The organism is Staphylococcus sp. B1(2026) (assembly GCF_058895785.1).
Map to the genome: position 1 here is coordinate 1 of NZ_JBZXTS010000028.1, position 18,518 is coordinate 18,518.

19 protein-coding genes are annotated in these 18,518 nt (G+C 32.1%); 4 read left to right on the top strand and 15 right to left on the bottom strand.

Features of this window, described 5'->3' with window-relative positions; translation table 11 throughout:
- Position 1: 1 nt before the first annotated feature.
- Entirely contained in the window at positions 2-247 is a 246-nt protein-coding gene (locus AC5EAH_RS05510; protein ID WP_493493767.1) for a TM2 domain-containing protein, read from the top strand.
- 49 nt (positions 248-296) lie between these two features.
- Here the strand turns inward: AC5EAH_RS05510 and yihA are convergent, their stop codons facing one another.
- The 10 genes from yihA to folE form a co-directional block, all read right to left on the bottom strand.
- Positions 297-884 carry a ribosome biogenesis GTP-binding protein YihA/YsxC gene (gene yihA, locus AC5EAH_RS05515; RefSeq protein WP_493493768.1) on the bottom strand — a complete coding sequence of 196 codons (588 nt, stop codon included), beginning with the start codon at positions 882-884 and terminating at the stop codon, positions 297-299.
- A gap of 1 nt (position 885) precedes the next feature.
- Entirely contained in the window at positions 886-3,234 is a 2,349-nt protein-coding gene (gene lon / locus AC5EAH_RS05520; protein WP_493493769.1) for an endopeptidase La, read from the bottom strand.
- An 18-nt stretch (positions 3,235-3,252) separates the two neighbouring features.
- Positions 3,253-4,500: an ATP-dependent Clp protease ATP-binding subunit ClpX gene (gene clpX / locus AC5EAH_RS05525; RefSeq protein WP_493493770.1), complete on the bottom strand. Its 1,248-nt coding sequence runs from the start codon at positions 4,498-4,500 to the stop codon at positions 3,253-3,255.
- Between the two features lie 187 nt (positions 4,501-4,687).
- A complete protein-coding gene (tig, locus tag AC5EAH_RS05530) occupies positions 4,688-5,962 on the bottom strand; it encodes a trigger factor (protein ID WP_493493771.1) in 1,275 nt (424 codons plus the stop codon).
- 59 nt (positions 5,963-6,021) lie between these two features.
- Positions 6,022-7,293 (bottom strand): 3-phosphoshikimate 1-carboxyvinyltransferase, encoded by a 1,272-nt coding sequence (aroA, locus tag AC5EAH_RS05535; RefSeq protein ID WP_493493772.1) that lies wholly within the window; start codon positions 7,291-7,293, stop codon positions 6,022-6,024.
- A gap of 8 nt (positions 7,294-7,301) precedes the next feature.
- Complete coding sequence (gene aroC, locus AC5EAH_RS05540; protein ID WP_493493773.1) at positions 7,302-8,465, bottom strand: chorismate synthase; 1,164 nt, start codon at positions 8,463-8,465, stop codon at positions 7,302-7,304.
- A gap of 53 nt (positions 8,466-8,518) precedes the next feature.
- A complete protein-coding gene (locus AC5EAH_RS05545; protein ID WP_493493774.1) occupies positions 8,519-9,472 on the bottom strand; it encodes a polyprenyl synthetase family protein in 954 nt (317 codons plus the stop codon).
- A 2-nt stretch (positions 9,473-9,474) separates the two neighbouring features.
- Positions 9,475-10,074 (bottom strand): heptaprenyl diphosphate synthase component 1, encoded by a 600-nt coding sequence (locus tag AC5EAH_RS05550; RefSeq protein ID WP_493493775.1) that lies wholly within the window; start codon positions 10,072-10,074, stop codon positions 9,475-9,477.
- A gap of 2 nt (positions 10,075-10,076) precedes the next feature.
- The gene (mtrB, locus tag AC5EAH_RS05555) at positions 10,077-10,316 is read right to left on the bottom strand and encodes a trp RNA-binding attenuation protein MtrB (protein WP_493493776.1); all 240 of its coding nucleotides are present in this window, start codon (positions 10,314-10,316) and stop codon (positions 10,077-10,079) included.
- Positions 10,317-10,386: 70 nt separating this feature from the next.
- Positions 10,387-10,950: a GTP cyclohydrolase I FolE gene (gene folE / locus AC5EAH_RS05560; protein ID WP_493493777.1), complete on the bottom strand. Its 564-nt coding sequence runs from the start codon at positions 10,948-10,950 to the stop codon at positions 10,387-10,389.
- Between the two features lie 276 nt (positions 10,951-11,226).
- Here folE and AC5EAH_RS05565 point away from each other — a divergent pair, with 276 nt between their 5' ends.
- Both AC5EAH_RS05565 and AC5EAH_RS05570 read left to right on the top strand, forming a co-directional pair.
- On the top strand, positions 11,227-11,421 hold the full coding sequence (locus AC5EAH_RS05565; protein WP_493493778.1) for a hypothetical protein: 195 nt from the start codon (positions 11,227-11,229) through the stop codon (positions 11,419-11,421).
- 1 nt (position 11,422) lies between these two features.
- Entirely contained in the window at positions 11,423-12,010 is a 588-nt protein-coding gene (locus AC5EAH_RS05570) for a helix-turn-helix transcriptional regulator (RefSeq protein WP_493493779.1), read from the top strand.
- 30 nt (positions 12,011-12,040) lie between these two features.
- Here the strand turns inward: AC5EAH_RS05570 and AC5EAH_RS05575 are convergent, their stop codons facing one another.
- Positions 12,041-12,592: a TetR/AcrR family transcriptional regulator gene (locus tag AC5EAH_RS05575; protein WP_493493780.1), complete on the bottom strand. Its 552-nt coding sequence runs from the start codon at positions 12,590-12,592 to the stop codon at positions 12,041-12,043.
- 171 nt (positions 12,593-12,763) lie between these two features.
- Between AC5EAH_RS05575 and AC5EAH_RS05580 the strand changes: the two genes are divergently transcribed.
- Entirely contained in the window at positions 12,764-14,629 is a 1,866-nt protein-coding gene (locus AC5EAH_RS05580) for a heavy metal translocating P-type ATPase (RefSeq protein WP_493493781.1), read from the top strand.
- Positions 14,630-14,682: 53 nt separating this feature from the next.
- Here AC5EAH_RS05580 and AC5EAH_RS05585 read toward each other — a convergent pair whose 3' ends face one another.
- From AC5EAH_RS05585 to AC5EAH_RS05600, 4 genes are all read right to left on the bottom strand, one after another.
- Positions 14,683-14,955: an HU family DNA-binding protein gene (locus tag AC5EAH_RS05585; RefSeq protein WP_493493782.1), complete on the bottom strand. Its 273-nt coding sequence runs from the start codon at positions 14,953-14,955 to the stop codon at positions 14,683-14,685.
- 110 nt (positions 14,956-15,065) lie between these two features.
- Positions 15,066-16,079: an NAD(P)H-dependent glycerol-3-phosphate dehydrogenase gene (locus AC5EAH_RS05590; RefSeq protein WP_493493783.1), complete on the bottom strand. Its 1,014-nt coding sequence runs from the start codon at positions 16,077-16,079 to the stop codon at positions 15,066-15,068.
- A 12-nt stretch (positions 16,080-16,091) separates the two neighbouring features.
- Complete coding sequence (gene der, locus AC5EAH_RS05595) at positions 16,092-17,408, bottom strand: ribosome biogenesis GTPase Der (RefSeq protein WP_493493784.1); 1,317 nt, start codon at positions 17,406-17,408, stop codon at positions 16,092-16,094.
- Positions 17,409-17,560: 152 nt separating this feature from the next.
- Positions 17,561-18,481: an MFS transporter gene (locus AC5EAH_RS05600; RefSeq protein ID WP_493493785.1), complete on the bottom strand. Its 921-nt coding sequence runs from the start codon at positions 18,479-18,481 to the stop codon at positions 17,561-17,563.
- Between the last annotated feature and the right edge of the window lie 37 nt (positions 18,482-18,518).

Below are 18,518 nucleotides of genomic sequence, written 5' to 3' on the forward strand. Positions count from 1 at the left end.
CATCAACACTTTAAATTATAGAACCCAAAATGAACATTATGGTAGACCCGTCAATAAAGTTGTTTTCTTAGTACTTTGTTGGTTTTTAGGTGGTATTGGAGTCCATAAATTTTACATTGGTGACAATACTAAAGGTATACTTTACCTATTATTTTGTTGGACACTTATTCCATCATTATTAGCACTGATTACTTTCTTCATCACATTATTTAAACCTGCTGATCAAAATGGTAATCTATATTTATAATAGTAAAAAACAACTGATTATACAAAAATAATCAGTTGTTTTTTATTCATTAAACTAAATCCTCAATAGCAGCCCAAACTGTTTCTTTACCATTTTTTGTTTCTGATGAAAAACTAAAAATTTGATCCGCTGGACGAATTTTTAAAATTCTTTTGATTCTAGCTAAATGTGCTTGTACTTTACCTTTAGGTATTTTATCTTCTTTTGTTGCGACAATGATACATGGAATATTATAATATTTCAAAAAATTATACATTAATATATCATCTTCTGTCGGTTCATGACGTATATCAATTAATTGTACACAACATGTTAGTTGTTCACGATTAATAAAATATTCTTCAATCATTTTTCCCCACTTAGCACGTTCTGATTTAGAAACTTTAGCATAACCATAACCAGGTACATCAACAAAAACAATTTGTTCATCAATATTAAAGAAATTTAAAGTTTGTGTTTTACCCGGTTTAGACGAAATACGTGCAACTTTTTTTCGTGTAATCATCGTATTAATAAATGATGATTTGCCTACATTAGAACGTCCTGCCAAAGCAATTTCGGGTAAACTAATATCTGGATATTGTGCTTGTCTTACCGCACTAATAATTAATTCTACATTGTTTGAATTGATTTTCATATTAGCCTCTTTCTAATGCTAAATCTAGCACTTCTTGAATACGATTAACTGGATATACTGTTAATTGTTCTAAAATATCTTCTGAAATATCTACTAAATCTTGTTGATTCGCAGCAGGAATAATAATATTCTTAATACCTAAACGATATGCTCCTAATAATTTTTCTTTAACACCACCGATTGGTAATACACGACCTGTTAAAGTTACCTCACCCGTCATGGCCATATCACTACGCACTTTAGTATTAGTTAATGCTGATACAATAGCTGTTGTAAAAGTAATACCTGCTGATGGTCCGTCTTTAGGTGTGGCACCATCGGGTGCATGAATATAAATATCACATTTATTTAAATCCATCTCTTGATCAATAGCAAATTGATTAGCGTGTGCTTTAACGAATGAATAAGCAATTTGTGCAGATTCTTTCATTGTTTCACCTAAACGACCTGTTAATTGAATTTTTCCGCTACCTTTTGGCGAAACAACAACTTCGATAGTTAATACTTCACCACCTACTGTTGTATAAGCTAAACCATTTACAATACCTACAGTTGGTTTGTTCATATAGTTTTTATCTTTAAATAAAGGTTTATCTAAGAAGTACTCAATATTTTTAACAGTGACTTTAACTTTTTCTTCACCTTCTAAAATCTTTAAGGCTGCACGACGACAAACTTTACCAATTTGACGTTCTAATTGACGTACACCTGCTTCTCTTGTGTAATCTTCGATAATAGTTTTAACTGCATGTTTAACCACTGTAATTTGTTTAGTTTGTAAACCATTTTCTTTAATTTGACGTGGTAATAAGTGATGTTGTGCAATGGCCATTTTTTCTTCTAATGTGTAACTACCTAATTGAATAATTTCCATTCGGTCATATAATGGTGCTGGAATCTGACTAGCATCATTGGCTGTTGCGATAAATAATACTTTAGATAAGTCATATGGAATATCTACAAAGTGATCAGTAAAAGCATGGTTTTGCGCTGGATCTAAAACTTCGAGCATTGCTGAAGCTGGGTCTCCTTTAATATTAGAAGACATCTTATCTATTTCATCTAATAATACAACCGGATTGATTACACCCGCACGTTTCATCACTTGTAAAATTCTCCCAGGTAATGCACCGATATAAGTACGGCGATGACCTCTAATTTCTGATTCATCATGTACACCACCTAGTGCAATACGTTCGTATTTACGTCCTAATGCTGTTGCAATTGATTTTGCTAATGATGTTTTACCAACACCTGGCGGGCCAACTAAACAAATAATTGGACCTTTCATGTCTTTTCTTAATTGTTTGACAGCTAAATATTCTAAAATACGTTGTTTAATTTTATCTAAACCATCATGTTCTTTTTCTAAAATTTGACGTGCATGCTCAATATCATGATTATCTTTTGTTGCTTTACGCCAAGGTAATTCTAGAACTGTTTCTAAAAAATTACGTAACATTGCACTTTCTGGACTTTGTACTGGAATTTTTTCATAACGATTTAATTCTTTTAATAATTCTTTTTGAATTTTTTTATCTAATTTTAAAGCTCTAATTTTAGTAGAAAACTCTACAAACTCTTCACTACGCCCTTCACTATCACCTAATTCTTTTTCGATAACACGTTGTTGCTCACGTAAAAAATATTCACGTTGTTGTTTATCAATTGATTTACGTACTTCTTCATGAATCTTTGCATCTAATTCTGCAATTTGATCACGCTCCGCTAAAATACGTAAACATAATAACAATCGTTCTTCAGCAATTTTATCTTCTAATAAAGTTAATTTTGCATAAGCTGTTGCTGGTAATGTCGGTGCGATTAAATCAACTAATTGATGTGGACGATTTGTTAAATATTTAATACGATCAAACAAAATGTCATTATCTAATAAATCATTGGTATGATCAAATTTACGATACTCTTTAATCAATCGTTGTGTCAGTGCTTCTATTTTAGCATCAACTTTATCATCTCTTTTAAGCACACTATAGTTCGCCATTAAAATAGATAATGTTTCTGTATTTGTGACAATATCTTGGATATGAATCACTTCTTTAGCTTGGAATGATGCAACACGGATTGGCTCATCATCATCCATCATCATTGTCACCACTACTTCTGCTAATACACCTATAGGATAGATATTATCTTTTTCTTCCTGTTCTTCGTGTGTATAATCACGAATGGCTAAAATAACTTCACCTTTATAATTTGATGCATAAATTTCACTAATCGCATCTACAGTTACATCTGATAAATATGGTCCATCATTTAAGGTCATAATTTCTTCAGGAAATGGTAAAGATTGTGTAAGTATTAATAATGGTAATCTTTGTTTAGACATTGTGCCTCCTACTATTTCTTATATTTGAAATTTTAATTTTCTACCGTTTTTCCCATAAACTAGTGGTGGCGTATGATTTAAAACTGTATCCGCTGTAATGACACATTTCTTAATCTTATCGTTTGAAGGTGTCACAAACATCACATCCAACATAGTTTCTTCAATAATTGAACGTAAACCACGTGCACCAACACGTCTACGTATGGCTTCTTTAGCAATGGCTTCTAATGCATCATCTTCGATAACTAATTGCACATCATCTAAAGACATCATATGTTCATATTGTTTAATTAATGCATTTTTTGGCTTTGTTAAAATTTTAATTAATGCTATTTCATCTAATTCTTCTAAATTACAAATGATAGGAATACGTCCAATAAATTCTGGGATAATACCAAAAGCAATTAAATCTTCAGATTTTAATTGTGATAATACAGAACTCGTATCATCTAATTTATCTTCACTCATCCCATTGAAACCAATAACACGCTCACCTAAACGACGTTTAATGATATCTTCAATTCCTGCAAAAGCACCACCAATAATAAATAAAATATTTTTAGTGTTAATTCGAATGAATTCTTGTCCAGGATGTTTACGACCACCTTGTGGTGGTACATTAGCTTCAGTACCTTCTAACATTTTTAATAAAGCTTGCTGAACACCTTCACCAGATACATCTCTTGTAATAGAAACATTTTCTGATTTCTTAGCAATTTTATCTATTTCATCAATATAAATAATACCTTGTTCCGCAAGTTCTATATTATAATCAGCTGCTTGAATTAATCTTAGTAAAATATTTTCTACATCTTCACCAACATAACCTGCTTCTGTTAATGAAGTCGCATCTGCAATGGCAAAAGGTACATTTAACATTTTTGCTAATGTTTGCGCAATTAATGTTTTACCACTACCCGTTGGCCCAATTAAAGCAATATTACTTTTTTGAATTTCAATATCTTCATTTACCGTATCATTTAAAATACGTTTATAATGGTTATAAACTGCTACAGCAATAGATTTTTTAGCTTTATCTTGCCCAATAATATATTCATCTAATTGTTTTAATATTTCTTGAGGTGTTGATAAATTGCTTAAATTTTCTTGTGTGTGAATATGTTGTTCATCGCTAATGATATCTTGTGCAATGTTGACACATTCATCACAAATATATACACCCGGACCTGTAATTAACTTATCGACTTGTTCTGGTGAACGGCCGCAAAAAGAACATTTTATTTCTTGATTTTTCTTCTTTGTCATGATCTATCGCCCTCAATCTATTTAATTTATTATTAACTTAACATTTTCTGACCACTAATTGCAAATAATGTTATTTATAAACTATATTATTTATGCCTTAATAAAATAGAGTGAAAAGTCGTTAATTTTCATGAGAAAATTATGCCGTCTTTTCACCCCATATAGCTTAGATTAAACTATATATTCATTATTTAGCTTCTTCAGTTAATAATTTAATTGCTTTTTGTAATTGAATATCAGATTTTAATAATTCAACATCACCTAATGCTGCTTTAATTTGTTCAACTGGCATATTATAGCTGTCTGCAATTTTTTGAATTTCAGCTTCTACTTCGGCTTCTGTTACTTCAATTTTTTCTGCTTCAACGATAGCAGCTAATACTTCACGAGTACGTACGCGTGTTTCAGCATCTTTTGAAATTTGTGCTTTTAATTCTTCTTCAGTTTGACCTGTAAATTGGCTATATAATTCTAAAGATAAACCTTGTTGTGCAATACGTTGCTCAAATTCTTTTACCATACGGTCTGCTTCTTCTTCAACCATGACTGACGGTACTTCAACTTCAGCATTAGCTACTGCTTGTTCAATTACTAAGTTTTGTAATGCTTGCTCTGCTTCTTGCACTTTTGTATCTTTTAATTGTTTTGCAACTTTTTCTTTATATTCAGCTACAGTTTTAACTTCTGCATCTAATTCTTGTGCTAACTCATCAGTTAATGCTGGCACTTCTTTTGCTTTCACTTCATGTGTTGTTGTTTTGAATGTTACTTCTTTACCTGCTAAGTGTTCAGCTTGATAATTTTCTGGGAATGTAACGATAACATCACGATCTTCACCAGCTTTAACACCAACTAATTCATCTTCAAAACCTGGAATAAATGAACCTGAACCTAATTCTAAGTCATAACGCTCACCTTTACCACCTTCGAATGCTTCTCCATCTAAGAAACCTTCAAAGTCGATTGTTACTGTATCACCTAAAGCAGCTGCATCTTCTTTAACAACTAATTCAGCTAAACGTGCAACATTATCGTTTACTGCTGTTTCAATATCTTCATCAGTTACATCTGTTGATAAACGTTCTACTGTTAAACCTTTGTAATCACCTAATTTAACTTCCGGACGTACAGTTACTAATGCTTCGATTTCTAAGTCTTGACCTTGACCTACTTGCTTCACATCGATTTCTGGACGTGCAACTGGATCAATACCAGCTTCAGTTACAGCTGCAACATATGCTTCTGGTAAAACAATGTCAATTGCTTCTTGATATAAAGATTCAACACCATAATTTTTTTCAAATAAATGACGCGGCATTTTTCCTTTACGGAAACCTGGTGCTGTTACAGTTTTAACTACTTTTTTAAATGCTTTATCTAGTGCTTTATCAAAATTTTCAGCTGATACGCTAAATGATAAAACTACTTGTGAATTTTCTTTTTTATCTAATTTTACAGTCATTGTAAAACCTCCATATTTATATTTAACTATGCTATTATCCTATATTTTCAAGGGTTTTGTCAAGAAGTTATACCCCCTAATTGTGCTAAATCCTTATCAAATTGTGGATAAGAAATAGACATGGCTTGTTCATCATCAATTTTAAAATCATATTGGCTAATTAATCGTGCAACCATTAATGTCATACCTATACGATGATCCCCATGACTTGATGTTGTTTCTTTACCGATTAATGATGTTTTACCTTCTATCATCAAACCATCTGCAGTCGGCAAAATACGAGCACCAATTTTAGCTAATTCTTGACTAATTGTAGCAATACGATCACTTTCTTTTACTTTTAATTCTTGTGCATCTTTAATAATTGTACGTCCTTGTGCTTGTGTCGCTAATAAAGCAATGACCGGAATTTCATCAATTAAAGTTGGAATTTCTTGACCTTCAATTGTTGTTGCCTTTAAATGAGGACTATATTTCACACGAATATCTGCTATTGGTTCATTATTGGCTTGATAATTCAATAATTCTATCTTTCCACCCATACGTTGCACTATTTTGATAATCCCATTTCTTGTTGGATTAACACCTACTGATTTTAAAATAATATCACTACCTGGTGTAATAAGTGCTGCTACAATAAAAAAAGCAGCGGATGAAATATCACCAGGTACGATAAAATTAGTTGCTTGTGGCTGTTGCCCACCAGCAATGGATATCGTTAATTGATCTATATTCACTTCAATGCCAAAATGTTGAAACATCGTTTCAGAATGATTACGTGTCATCACTTGCTCAGTAATACGTGTTGTTCCTTTGGCATATAATGCTGCAAACATTAAAGCACTCTTGACTTGGGCACTTGCGACAGTCATCTGTATATCTTGACCAATTAATGCTTTACCTTCAATAACTAATGGCGTATAACGATTATTTTCAGCCCCTTTAATTTTAGCACCTAATTGTAATAAAGGCATAATAACACGATCCATCGGCCTTTTTGCTATTGAAGCATCTCCTGATAATACAGTGAATAGTGGTAAACCAGCTAAAATACCTGCCATCAAACGTGTCGTTGTACCTGAATTACCTGTATCAAGTACTTGATGCGGTTCATTGAAAAATTGTTGTCCTGGACTATCAACAATTAATTGCTCTTCAGTTATAGTAAATACCACACCTAATTGTTCAAAACAAGCAATGGTGCTTAAACAATCTTGTGCTAATAAAGGTTTTGAAATAATACTACGGCCCTTTGCCAAACTCGCTAACATAATTGCACGATGCGTCATTGATTTATCGCTTGCTACATATAATTGACCACGTAATGCCATAGAACCTCCTAGTAATTAAAATTATCTTGTTGATAAGTAGTAATATTGTTAATTAATTGTTGTAATGTATCTGAATGAAATTGTTCACAAATGATTTTAGCAAGTTCAAAAGCTACGACATGTTCCATCACAACGCTTGCCGCAGGTACAGCACAGGCATCTGATCGTTCAACTGTTGCTTTAAATACTTCTTTAGTATGAATATCTACACTCGCAAGTGGTTGATATAAAGTAGGTATAGGTTTCATCACACCTTTAATAATTAAAGGCATACCATTAGACATCCCACCTTCAATCCCACCTAAACGATTAGTAGCTCTCGTAAAGCCTTGTTGTTGTGACCAAACAATCTCATCATGTACTTGTGAACCTGGTAAATTAGCCATATTAAAACCTTCACCAAATTCTACACCTTTAAAGGCATTAATACTTAGTACAGCAGCAGCTAAGCGACCATCTAATTTACGATCATATTGAACATAACTACCTAAACCGATAGGTAAACCTTTAACTTGAACTTCTACGATGCCACCTAAAGAATCACCAGCTTTTCGAGCTGCGTCAATTTTATCACGCATCTCTTGGGCTACTGTTTCATCTATACACATCACATCGTTCATCTCTTTATTACTTATGATGTCAAAATCATAATGACCTTCGTCAGCCACACCACCAATATTCACCACACGACTAACTATTTCAATACCTAGATTCGTTAATAAAGCTTTTGCTATCGCACCTGCTGCTACACGTGCGGCCGTTTCTCTTGCCGAAGAACGTTCTAAAATATTACGTAAGTCTTGTTGTTGATACTTCATACCACCAACTAAATCCGCATGCCCTGGGCGTGGTTTAGTAATCGTGCGTTTCATTTTTTCTTGTGCCAATTCATCAATTGGTGCTGAACCCATAATTTTTGACCAATGTTTAAAATCACGATTTTCTATCTCAATACATATAGGTGCGCCAAAAGTATAACCATGTCTAATGCCTGCTGTTACTTTCACACGATCTTTTTCTATTTTCATTCGTCCCCCACGTCCATATCCTTGCATACGACGTGTCATTTGTAAATTAATCATCTCTTCTGTTAAATATAAATTGGCAGGCACACCTTCGATAATGACGGTTAATTGCATGCCATGTGATTCACCTGCTGTTAAATATCTCATTTTCTAACCTCTCTCTTTAAAAAGATAATAAGCTGCACAATGGCAACTTATTATTAATTATTACGATTAAGTAAAGTATCAATTAACTGTTCTAGCACATCTGTAATGACATGATTAGGTAATTTTTTCAAGGCTTGTTGTGCTTGTTGACTATAGTCTTGAACATATTGTTTGGCTAACTCTATTCCTTTAGATGCACTAATTTTTATAATTAAATTATCAATTTCTGTTGATGTTAATGTAGCTAAGGGTAAAAGTTCTTGCATTAACATATCATCATCACGACAAGCGAGCAATACAGGTAAAGTAATATTACCATTTTTTAAATCTGCACCTATCGGTTTACCCAAAGTCATTTCATCACCAATAAAGTCTAATATATCATCTTGAATTTGAAATGCCATACCTAAAGCATAACCATAATCGTACAAAGCTTCTACAATATGACGATCAGCAAATGTACTCAATGCCCCTAATTTACAAGCATTAGCTATTAATAAAGCAGTTTTTCTTTCTATACGTTGTAAATATTCATCTATACTTTGATGAATATCAAATTTTTGATTGAATTGTAACATTTCACCTAAACATAATTGTTGTAAAACATGATTAACAGCTTGTTGAATTTCATCATTATCAATATGACTTAATTCATTTAATACAGTTGCAAATAAATAATCCCCACAATATAACGCAATCTTATTACCAGCCAAAACATTAATCGTTGCCAAACCACGTCTCATTTCGGCATGATCAATAATGTCATCATGTACTAATGAGGCAGAATGTATCATTTCGATAATTGTAGCAACTTGTTGTGTCAGTGGTGTTAATTGCTGTTGATTATATTTACTAGCTAATAATACAAAATTCAATCTTAATCGTTTGCCACCTGCTGACAATAATTGATGACCATATTGTTGTAATATTGATTGAGGTTGATTCACTAAAGTTTGCATATATTGTTCAACATTATAAATGTCATCAGCAAGTTGTAATTTTATCATCATTAAGCTCCCGTTAAAATTTGTAATAATTGCGACACAAATGGTTGAGCAATTTCTGGTAAATAAGCTGGAAATTGCTCGCTATATTTATCTAATTTATAAATCAAATAATTATCTTGTTCAATAGGGGTTAAATAATTATTAGGTTGTAAGGATAAATAACTAGATAATAACAATGTTTCAATTTTGACAAAATAATGATAAAAACTATTAATATCTAGTTGCTGTTGTTGATTCAATTCTGTCTGCAATTCATAAATTTGTTGAATCGCACGTGACAAGACTTCTAATTTTTGTGTTTCACCAACTTGCAAAAAGCAATGATAAAACTTAGCTTGTAAAAAATCTCCCGCTAAAATTTCTAATTGTTTCGTATCATTATTAATAATCATCTGATTGTCAATGCGTCTATGTAAATCTAAGGCAGTTTGCATAATCAATACACCTGCGATTTCACTAATTGCCTGTTCATTCATTACACTGCGCATCAGAATTTGTGTTGCTGGGTAATCTATTTCTGGTAATTGTAATTGTTTAATCGGCTGCAACTCTTCTAGTTGCTGATAATATAACGTGCTAATTGTCGTTAAAATTGTCATCATGATTATCCTGCATTAATTTGACCATATTTTGTGAAAATTCTAGCCTTGCCTTTCACTTTAATTCCTGATGTGTTTTCTGTAAATTGTACAATTAACACTTCACCACGATCTAATTTTTCAGAATGATGACTTTTAGTACTTTGACCACGTGTTAATCCTAATACTGTTACGCCATCTTCATCAGCACGTACAATAATATAATCTTGGCCTTCTAATTTATCAGTTTGCTCTGTCAGTGTCATGCATAATCCCCCTTTTTCATTGTCATGATATTATTATATCAAATCTCAAGCTTAAATGTCTTGGCAAATTTTACTTTGTGTGCATCAATGACATAATTTCTCGCTTTAATGCTAAATCTGTTTTAAAACATCCTTTTGCCACGGTCGTAATCGTTGCGGTACCTGGTTTTTTAATACCACGCATCGCCATACACATATGCTCCGCTTCTACTTCTACATAAACGCCTTCAGGTGATAATGCTTCATCTAAAGCTGTAGCAACTTGCATCGTTAAACGTTCTTGTAATTGTGGACGTTTACTCGCCACTTCAACAGCACGTGCTAATTTACTTAAACCAGTCACTTGACCATTTTTAGGTATATAAGCAATATGCGCTTTACCAAAAAATGGAACTAAATGATGTTCACACATAGAGTAAAATGGAATATCTTTTACGATAACTACTTCTTCATGTCCTTCTGAAAACACCGTTGTAAACTGATCTTTTGGATCATCATGTAAATGCGCAAAAACTTCTTGATACATTTTAGCAACACGTTTAGGTGTATCAATTAAGCCTTCTCTTTGTGGGTCTTCACCAATGGCTTCTAATAATTGATAAATCGCTTGTTCTATTTTTTGTTGTTTTGACATGACCACGCCCTCTTTCTTTCTCAGCATTATCATTTGATTATATAACATTTTTTCTTATTTGACAGTAAAAATGCCAATATTAAACTTTTGAAATCTCATTAAATTCTTTACTTCTAGATCTGAAACTTAAACCCAAAATACTATTTTAGTGATTTATCGCACTTTTAGGCTGATGTCAAAGTTTTTTGACATGCACAAATAGCTAAATGTCAAAAGAAATTGATAGTTTTTTTTATTATCATCTTTATAATTTACTTTATAGAAAGGAGAATTTTTATGAAACTTATTTTAACAACTCATCCCTTATCACTTTTCATTATTTATCAAACTTATATTTTGCTAGCTATCATCATCGGCTGTCTCATTACTTTTTTAACTTACAACATTAAACAAGAGATAGCTTATTACGCAACTCAAAAAATTTATCAAGATATTATTAATTTTTATCAACAACAAATGGAGGCGCATTAATATGAAAATTGGTTATAAAATTCAACAACAGCGAATGTATCATCAATATTCACAAGAACAATTAGCAGAACAATTACAAGTGACTCGACAAACAATTTCCAATTGGGAAAATAATAAAAGTTATCCAGATATTCACTATTTATTAACTATGAGTGAACTATTTTCTATTACTTTAGATGACTTAATTAAAGAAGATTTGCCACAAATCATGACAGAAATTGAACAGTATGACCGTCATAAATTTAAAAAACAGGGCACAATATTTACTATTTTATTAATACTTACGATTGTTTCATCTATACCCCTTACCATTTTTTATCATTGGGTAGGCGCACTTATCTGGTTAATTTTTATTATAATACCGAGTTGTTATTACGCTCATATCGTCGAAAAAAACAAACACCAACATAATATTCAAACTTTAAAAGAAATTAATAGTTTTGTTAACAATAAAAAGTTAACTCATGTTGAAAAAATAGAAGAATCTGCCAAAGCACCTTATCAAAAATGTATAATTGTTTTTGCATGTATTATCATCACACTACTGACTAGTACCATCATGTTACTGTTCTTAAAACCTTTTATATAAATTAAAAGATAGTGTCTCACACTATCTTTTTTATGATGCCCATGGCATTACTGACAAATAATATTCGGCCATTTGTTCTGGTGTATCTTTCATATCACGTTTAATCCACCAAAAAATAGCTTCTCCAAAACTACTTAGTAAATGATTTAATACAAAATCATGAGGTATATGAGCATTTGTGTTAATTATTTCATCATCAAACATTTCAATTAAATATTCTTTAAAATAGCTCATAAATAAACCTTCACGATCATACGGTAAAATACCTAGAATATCACTTTTCTGATCTCTTAAATGATAGAGTAAATGCGTCATCTTTTCTTTTAATCCATATTGTACCTTGGTAAAATCATGTGTTCTTTCGACTGTTAACTTTTCTGAAAAAATATGCGTAAAAATATCTGCACACCAAGCTTTCAATAAATCTTCTTTTGTTTCAAAATGGGCATAAAATGTACTTCGGCCAATATTTGCTTCATCTATAATATTTTTCACTGTAATATGTGTAAAGTCTTTTAATTTTAACAATTCACTAAACGCTTGAAAAATAGCTGTTCTTGTTTTTTGTTGTCGTCTATCCATAAATGTTTCCTCCACGCAATTTTTTTAGAATGTTCAATAACGAACATTCTAAGGTAATTACTTATTGTTTCTAATAATATGATTTTCTTATAATTAATTTATACAAATTTACTAATAAATAAATTGTATAAAAATTAAAAAATAAAGTCAACTATAGAAAGGAAAATTAGTATGCAAAAAATCAATCATTTTTTTAGTGGCATCACAATGACACTTATTGGTGGTCTATTTTTATTATTAAGTTTTGTAAATGAATTTTTAAAATTGTTGTTTCCTTTCGATTTCGCATGGTTCACCGTCATCATTTGTGGGATATCATTACTCTATCTTGCCATTGAACGTTTATTCACACATCAAGGTATTAGTAAAATTTCTTCTGAATTTTTAATTTGTATTGCAATTACCGCTTCCATTATGATTCATGATATTTTTGCTGCAGGTGTTATTGCTTTTATTATGGCAATCGGTGCCATTCTCGAAGAAAAAACAACCGAACGTGCTAAAAAAGGGTTAAAAAAATTAATCGCTTTAACACCTACACAAGGTAGAAAAATCATTAATAATGAAACGGTGATGGTCACAACAGATGATATTCAATTAAATGACATTTTAAGAGTTTTACCTGGCGAAACTATTCCAGTAGATGGCATCATTATTGCTGGACATAGTTCTATCAATCAAGCCGTTATGACTGGTGAATCCTTACCAATTGATAAAACAATTAATGATGAGGTCTTTTGTGGTACATTAAATTGTTTTGGTGCCATTGATATACGCGCGACAAAAGTCGGTGAAGACAGTTCTTTGCAAAAATTGATTCGTATGGTACAAGAAGCTGAAGATAAAAAAGCACCTATTTCAAGAATCACGGATGTTTGGGCGAGTTGGCTAGTACCCGCTGCATTATTATTGTCTATCCTCACTTATTTTATTACACATGAAATTGTACGTGCTGTAACTATTTTAGTTGTCTTTTGTCCATGTGCTCTAGTTTTAGCTACACCTACTGCGATTATGGCAGCAATTGGTCAAGCAACTAAACAAGGTGTTATCATCAAATCAGGGGAAGCTTTAGAAAAAATGGGTAAAATTGATACGATTACTTTTGATAAAACAGGTACTTTAACACATGGGCAATTAAAAGTAGATTATATCATTAATTTTAGTCATGACTATGATGAACAATCAATTTTATTATTAACTGCTTCTGCTGAAGCATTAAGCGAACATCCCTTAGCTAAAGCGATTATTCATCACGCCAATCAACAACAACTCACTTTATACGATTGTCAACAATTTACAATGGAAGCTGGGAAAGGTATCTCTGCTCAAATTCATCAACAAAACATTTACTGTGGGAATGAGAAATATTTAATCGCAAATAATATTATAATAAACGAAAATATTCAACAACAGCTTAAACACTATCGACAAGAAGGAAAAGTTGCATTATTAACTGCCATTGAACAGCAATGTATCGGAGCAATCATTCTCTCTGATACTATACGTCAAGAAGCTAAACAAGTTATTCAACAATTACAAGCCATGTCAACTAATGTTGTATTACTCACTGGGGATAATTATCAGACAGCACAATATTTTGCACATAAAATGGGAATTAAAAAAGTTTATGCTAATTTATTACCCGAAGAAAAAGTACAGCATATTCAACAATTAGCTAATGCCCAACATAAAGTTTGTATGATTGGTGATGGTGTCAATGATGCACCTGCACTTAAAACAGCACATGTAGGTATTGCTATGGGAAGTATGGGCAGTGATATTGCTATCGAAGCGGCAGATATCGCTTTAGTGACTGATGATATTAGCAAACTACCGTATTTAAAACGTTTATCTAATGCGACAGTCAATACCATTAAATTTAGCATTAGCTTATCTTTAATTATTAATTTCATCGCCATCATATTATCACTCATGGGTATTTTAGCACCTACAACAGGTGCTTTTATGCATAATGCAGGTTCAGTGCTTGTCGTCATGATTGCTGCACTGTTATATGATAGAAAATTTGATTAAAATAAAGAGAGATTGAATAACGATATATTCAACCTCTCTTTATTTAAAATTAATTATTTTACAGCATCTTTTAAAGCTTTACCCGCTTTGAAAGCTGGTACTTTACTTGCTGGAATTTCGATTTCTTCGTTAGTTTGTGGGTTACGACCTTTACGTGCCGCACGTTCACGAACTTCAAAATTACCAAAACCGATTAATTGTACTTTTTCACCTTTTACTAAAGCACCTTGAATTGATTCAAATACGGCTTCTACTGCTGCACCCGCATCTTTTTTTGTTAATTCAGTTGCTTCAGCAACTGCATTTACTAATTCAGTTTTATTCATCTTTTCTACCTCCACTTTATTTAAGTAAGAATAACTCTTGTCATTCATGTAAAGAGTAACACAACCACTCCTGAACTTCAAGAAAAACAAATATAAAATTGCGATATAACTTAGATTCCTTTCATTTCATTGTTCACATCACGACTCATTAATAATGATGTTGCTTCTTTAACATCTGCTTGTTCGTATAAAATATGATATAAAACTGTTGTGATTGGCATATTTACATGATAATGTTGCGATAATTGATAAGCAGCTTCTACTGTACGTACACCTTCAGCTACCATAGATAATTGCTCAACGGCTTGTTGCAAAGTTTTACCTTGCCCGATTAAATAACCACATTGCCAATTACGTGAATGTTTAGATGTACATGTTACAACTAAATCACCTATACCAGCTAAACCTAAAAAAGTTAGAGAATTAGCACCCATTGCTATAGATAATCTTGTGATTTCAGCTAAACCACGTGTTATTAATGCGGCTTTGGCATTATCCCCATAATTTAAGCCATCAATCATACCCGCACCTAAAGCAATAATATTTTTTAATGCGCCCCCGAGTTCTAATCCTACAATATCCGTATTAGTATATACTCTAAAGTAATGATTATTAAACAATTGCTGTGCTTGTAATGCATAAAACATATCTTCTGCAGCAACAACCACAGTCGTTGGTAAACGTTTAATGACTTCTTCAGCATGAGAAGGACCACTTAATACGGTCACTTGTTGTAATAAATGTGGCGCTAATTCTTCTATTATCATTTGTGATACGCGTTTTAAACTTTGAGGTTCAATACCTTTAGCCACATGGATAATATGCACTGATTTAGTTAATAATTCATTTAATTGCTGACAAATACTTCTTATTGCAGATGATGGTACAGCAATGACTAATACATCACAATCTCTAACAGCTTCTGATAAATCAGCCGTTGCTTTAAGTCGACTATCTAGCATTTGCTGTGGTAAATATTGATGGTTGATATGTTGTTGATTAATATCATCTACAATTTGCTGACGCTTAGCATACAATATCGCTTGATGTTCATTGTCTATTAATACTTGTGCTAATGCTGTACCCCAACTACCTGCACCAAGCACTGCAATTTTTTTAGTCATATAAACTCCTTATTAGTTACGTTTTCGTGCAATTAAACGAATTGGTGTCCCTTCAAATCCGAAAGCTTCACGAATACGATTTTCTAAATATCTTTCATAAGAGAAATGCATTAATTCTACTTCATTAACAAAAATAACGAATGTTGGTGGTTTTGTTGCCACTTGTGCAGCATAGAAAATATTTAAACGTTTACCTTTATCAGAAGGTGTAGGATTCATCGCTATGGCATCCACAATGACTTCATTTAATGTTGAAGATTGTACACGTTTAGCATGATTAATGCTTACTTCATCAATTAATGGAATTAATGAATGTAAACGTTGTTTTGTTAATGCTGATACATAAACAATTGGTGCATAACTTAAATATGAGAAATGTGAACGAATATTTTCTTCAAATTCTTTCATTGTTTTCTCATCTTTTTCAATGGCATCCCATTTATTAACAACGATAATTACACCTTTACCGGCTTCATGTGCATAACCTGCAATACGTTTATCTTGTTCAATAATACCTTCTTCAGCATTTAATACGACTAAGACGACATCTGAACGTTCAATCGCTTTTAACGCACGCAATACTGAATACTTCTCTGCGGCTTCATACACTTTACCACGTTTACGCATACCTGCTGTATCAATCATAACATATTCTTGACCGTGCACTTTAAAAGATGTATCAATTGCATCACGTGTTGTACCAGCTATATTAGAAACAATTACACGTTCTTCTCCTAATAAAGCATTTACTAAACTAGATTTACCTACATTAGGTCGACCAATTAATGAGAATTTAATAATACCTTCATCATAATCTTCGCTTAAATCTGTTGGGAATGATTCACATACTTTATCTAGTAAATCACCGATTCCTAAACCATGTGATCCCGAAATAGGATAAGGTTCACCGAAACCTAATGAATAAAAATCATAAATATTATCCATCATATTTGGATTATCTACTTTATTGACAGCTAATACAATCGGTTTATTTGTTTTATATAAAATTTTTGCTACTAATTCATCATTAGCTGTTACACCTTCACGACCATTAGTCATGAAAATAATTACATCCGCTTCTTCTATCGCAACTTCTGCCTGTGCTCTAATTTGTTTTTGAAACGGTTCGTCACCAATATCAATACCACCTGTATCAATAATATTAAATTGATGATTTAACCATTCACCACTACTATATATTCTATCACGTGTTAAACCTGGCACATCTTCTACAATAGAAATACGCTCTCCAACTACACGGTTAAAAATTGTCGATTTCCCTACATTAGGTCGTCCAACAATTGCTACCACTGGTTTTGATTTTGCCATTGTGTCACCTCATTTATTCTTTCATATACTCACTTATCATTAAGTGTATCAACAGAAGTATAACACACATCATTTTGATATGCTAACACAGAAAGTAATTAGCATAAAAAATAATACCCCTTTCACTGTTTTTCACAGTAAAGGGACATCAATTAATCTCTATATGCTCTCAACTCTTGACAGAATAAAATAGGTAGAATACCAATAGTAGCTATTATCATCGTCAAAACAATAATACTTTTTAACGACATATATAAAGTTAGTATACCACTTAATGTTGCACCTAAAGGGATTAAACCACGACCTATTAATGCAAAAATAGCTGATACACTAGCAAGCATGTCTATAGGCACTAAAGTTTGTCTTAATGTTAACACATTAATATTATAGAGTGGTAAAGCCATGTTCATCGATAGTGCACCTAAGACTAACCAAATTATTGTTTCTTTACTTCCTAAAAAATAACAAGTAAATCCAATGGCATATAAAGATAAACTAACGATAATTGTTTTACCACTCCCCAACCATTGTGAAATTTTTAAAGTACTAAAAGACATAACAACAGCACCGACACTACCTGTTGCTAAAATCACACCAATCATTCGACTATCAAGTTGCACAACTTTACTTAAATAATACATCTGAATCGCCTGAAAAATACCGATACTTAACACAACAATTAAATAACTCAACGCTAATCTAGACAAAATTGAATGGTTAAATACATAATGATAACTTGTACGAATATGTTTAAAATAACCACCATATTGTTTATTGGATGCTTGAAATAGAACTTTAACATTTGATTGTAAATAACTAGCTAATGCAAAAGTCAGTGCATCTATTAGAAAAATAATAGGTGCAATCACAATACCAAGCAATATCCCCGCAACACTAGGTGCTAACATAGACAATAAACTATCACTTAAAGAAAGACGATAATTACCTTGCTTAAGTTGCTTTTTCTTTAAAACTAAAGGTAATTGAGAGTTAAATGCACTACCTGATAATAACATAAAGCAATTCAATAAAAAGATGAATAAATAAAATAATAGCAAAGGTAACCACTTCATTAAAGCTAACACAAGTATCTATTGCGTAGTTCAAAAT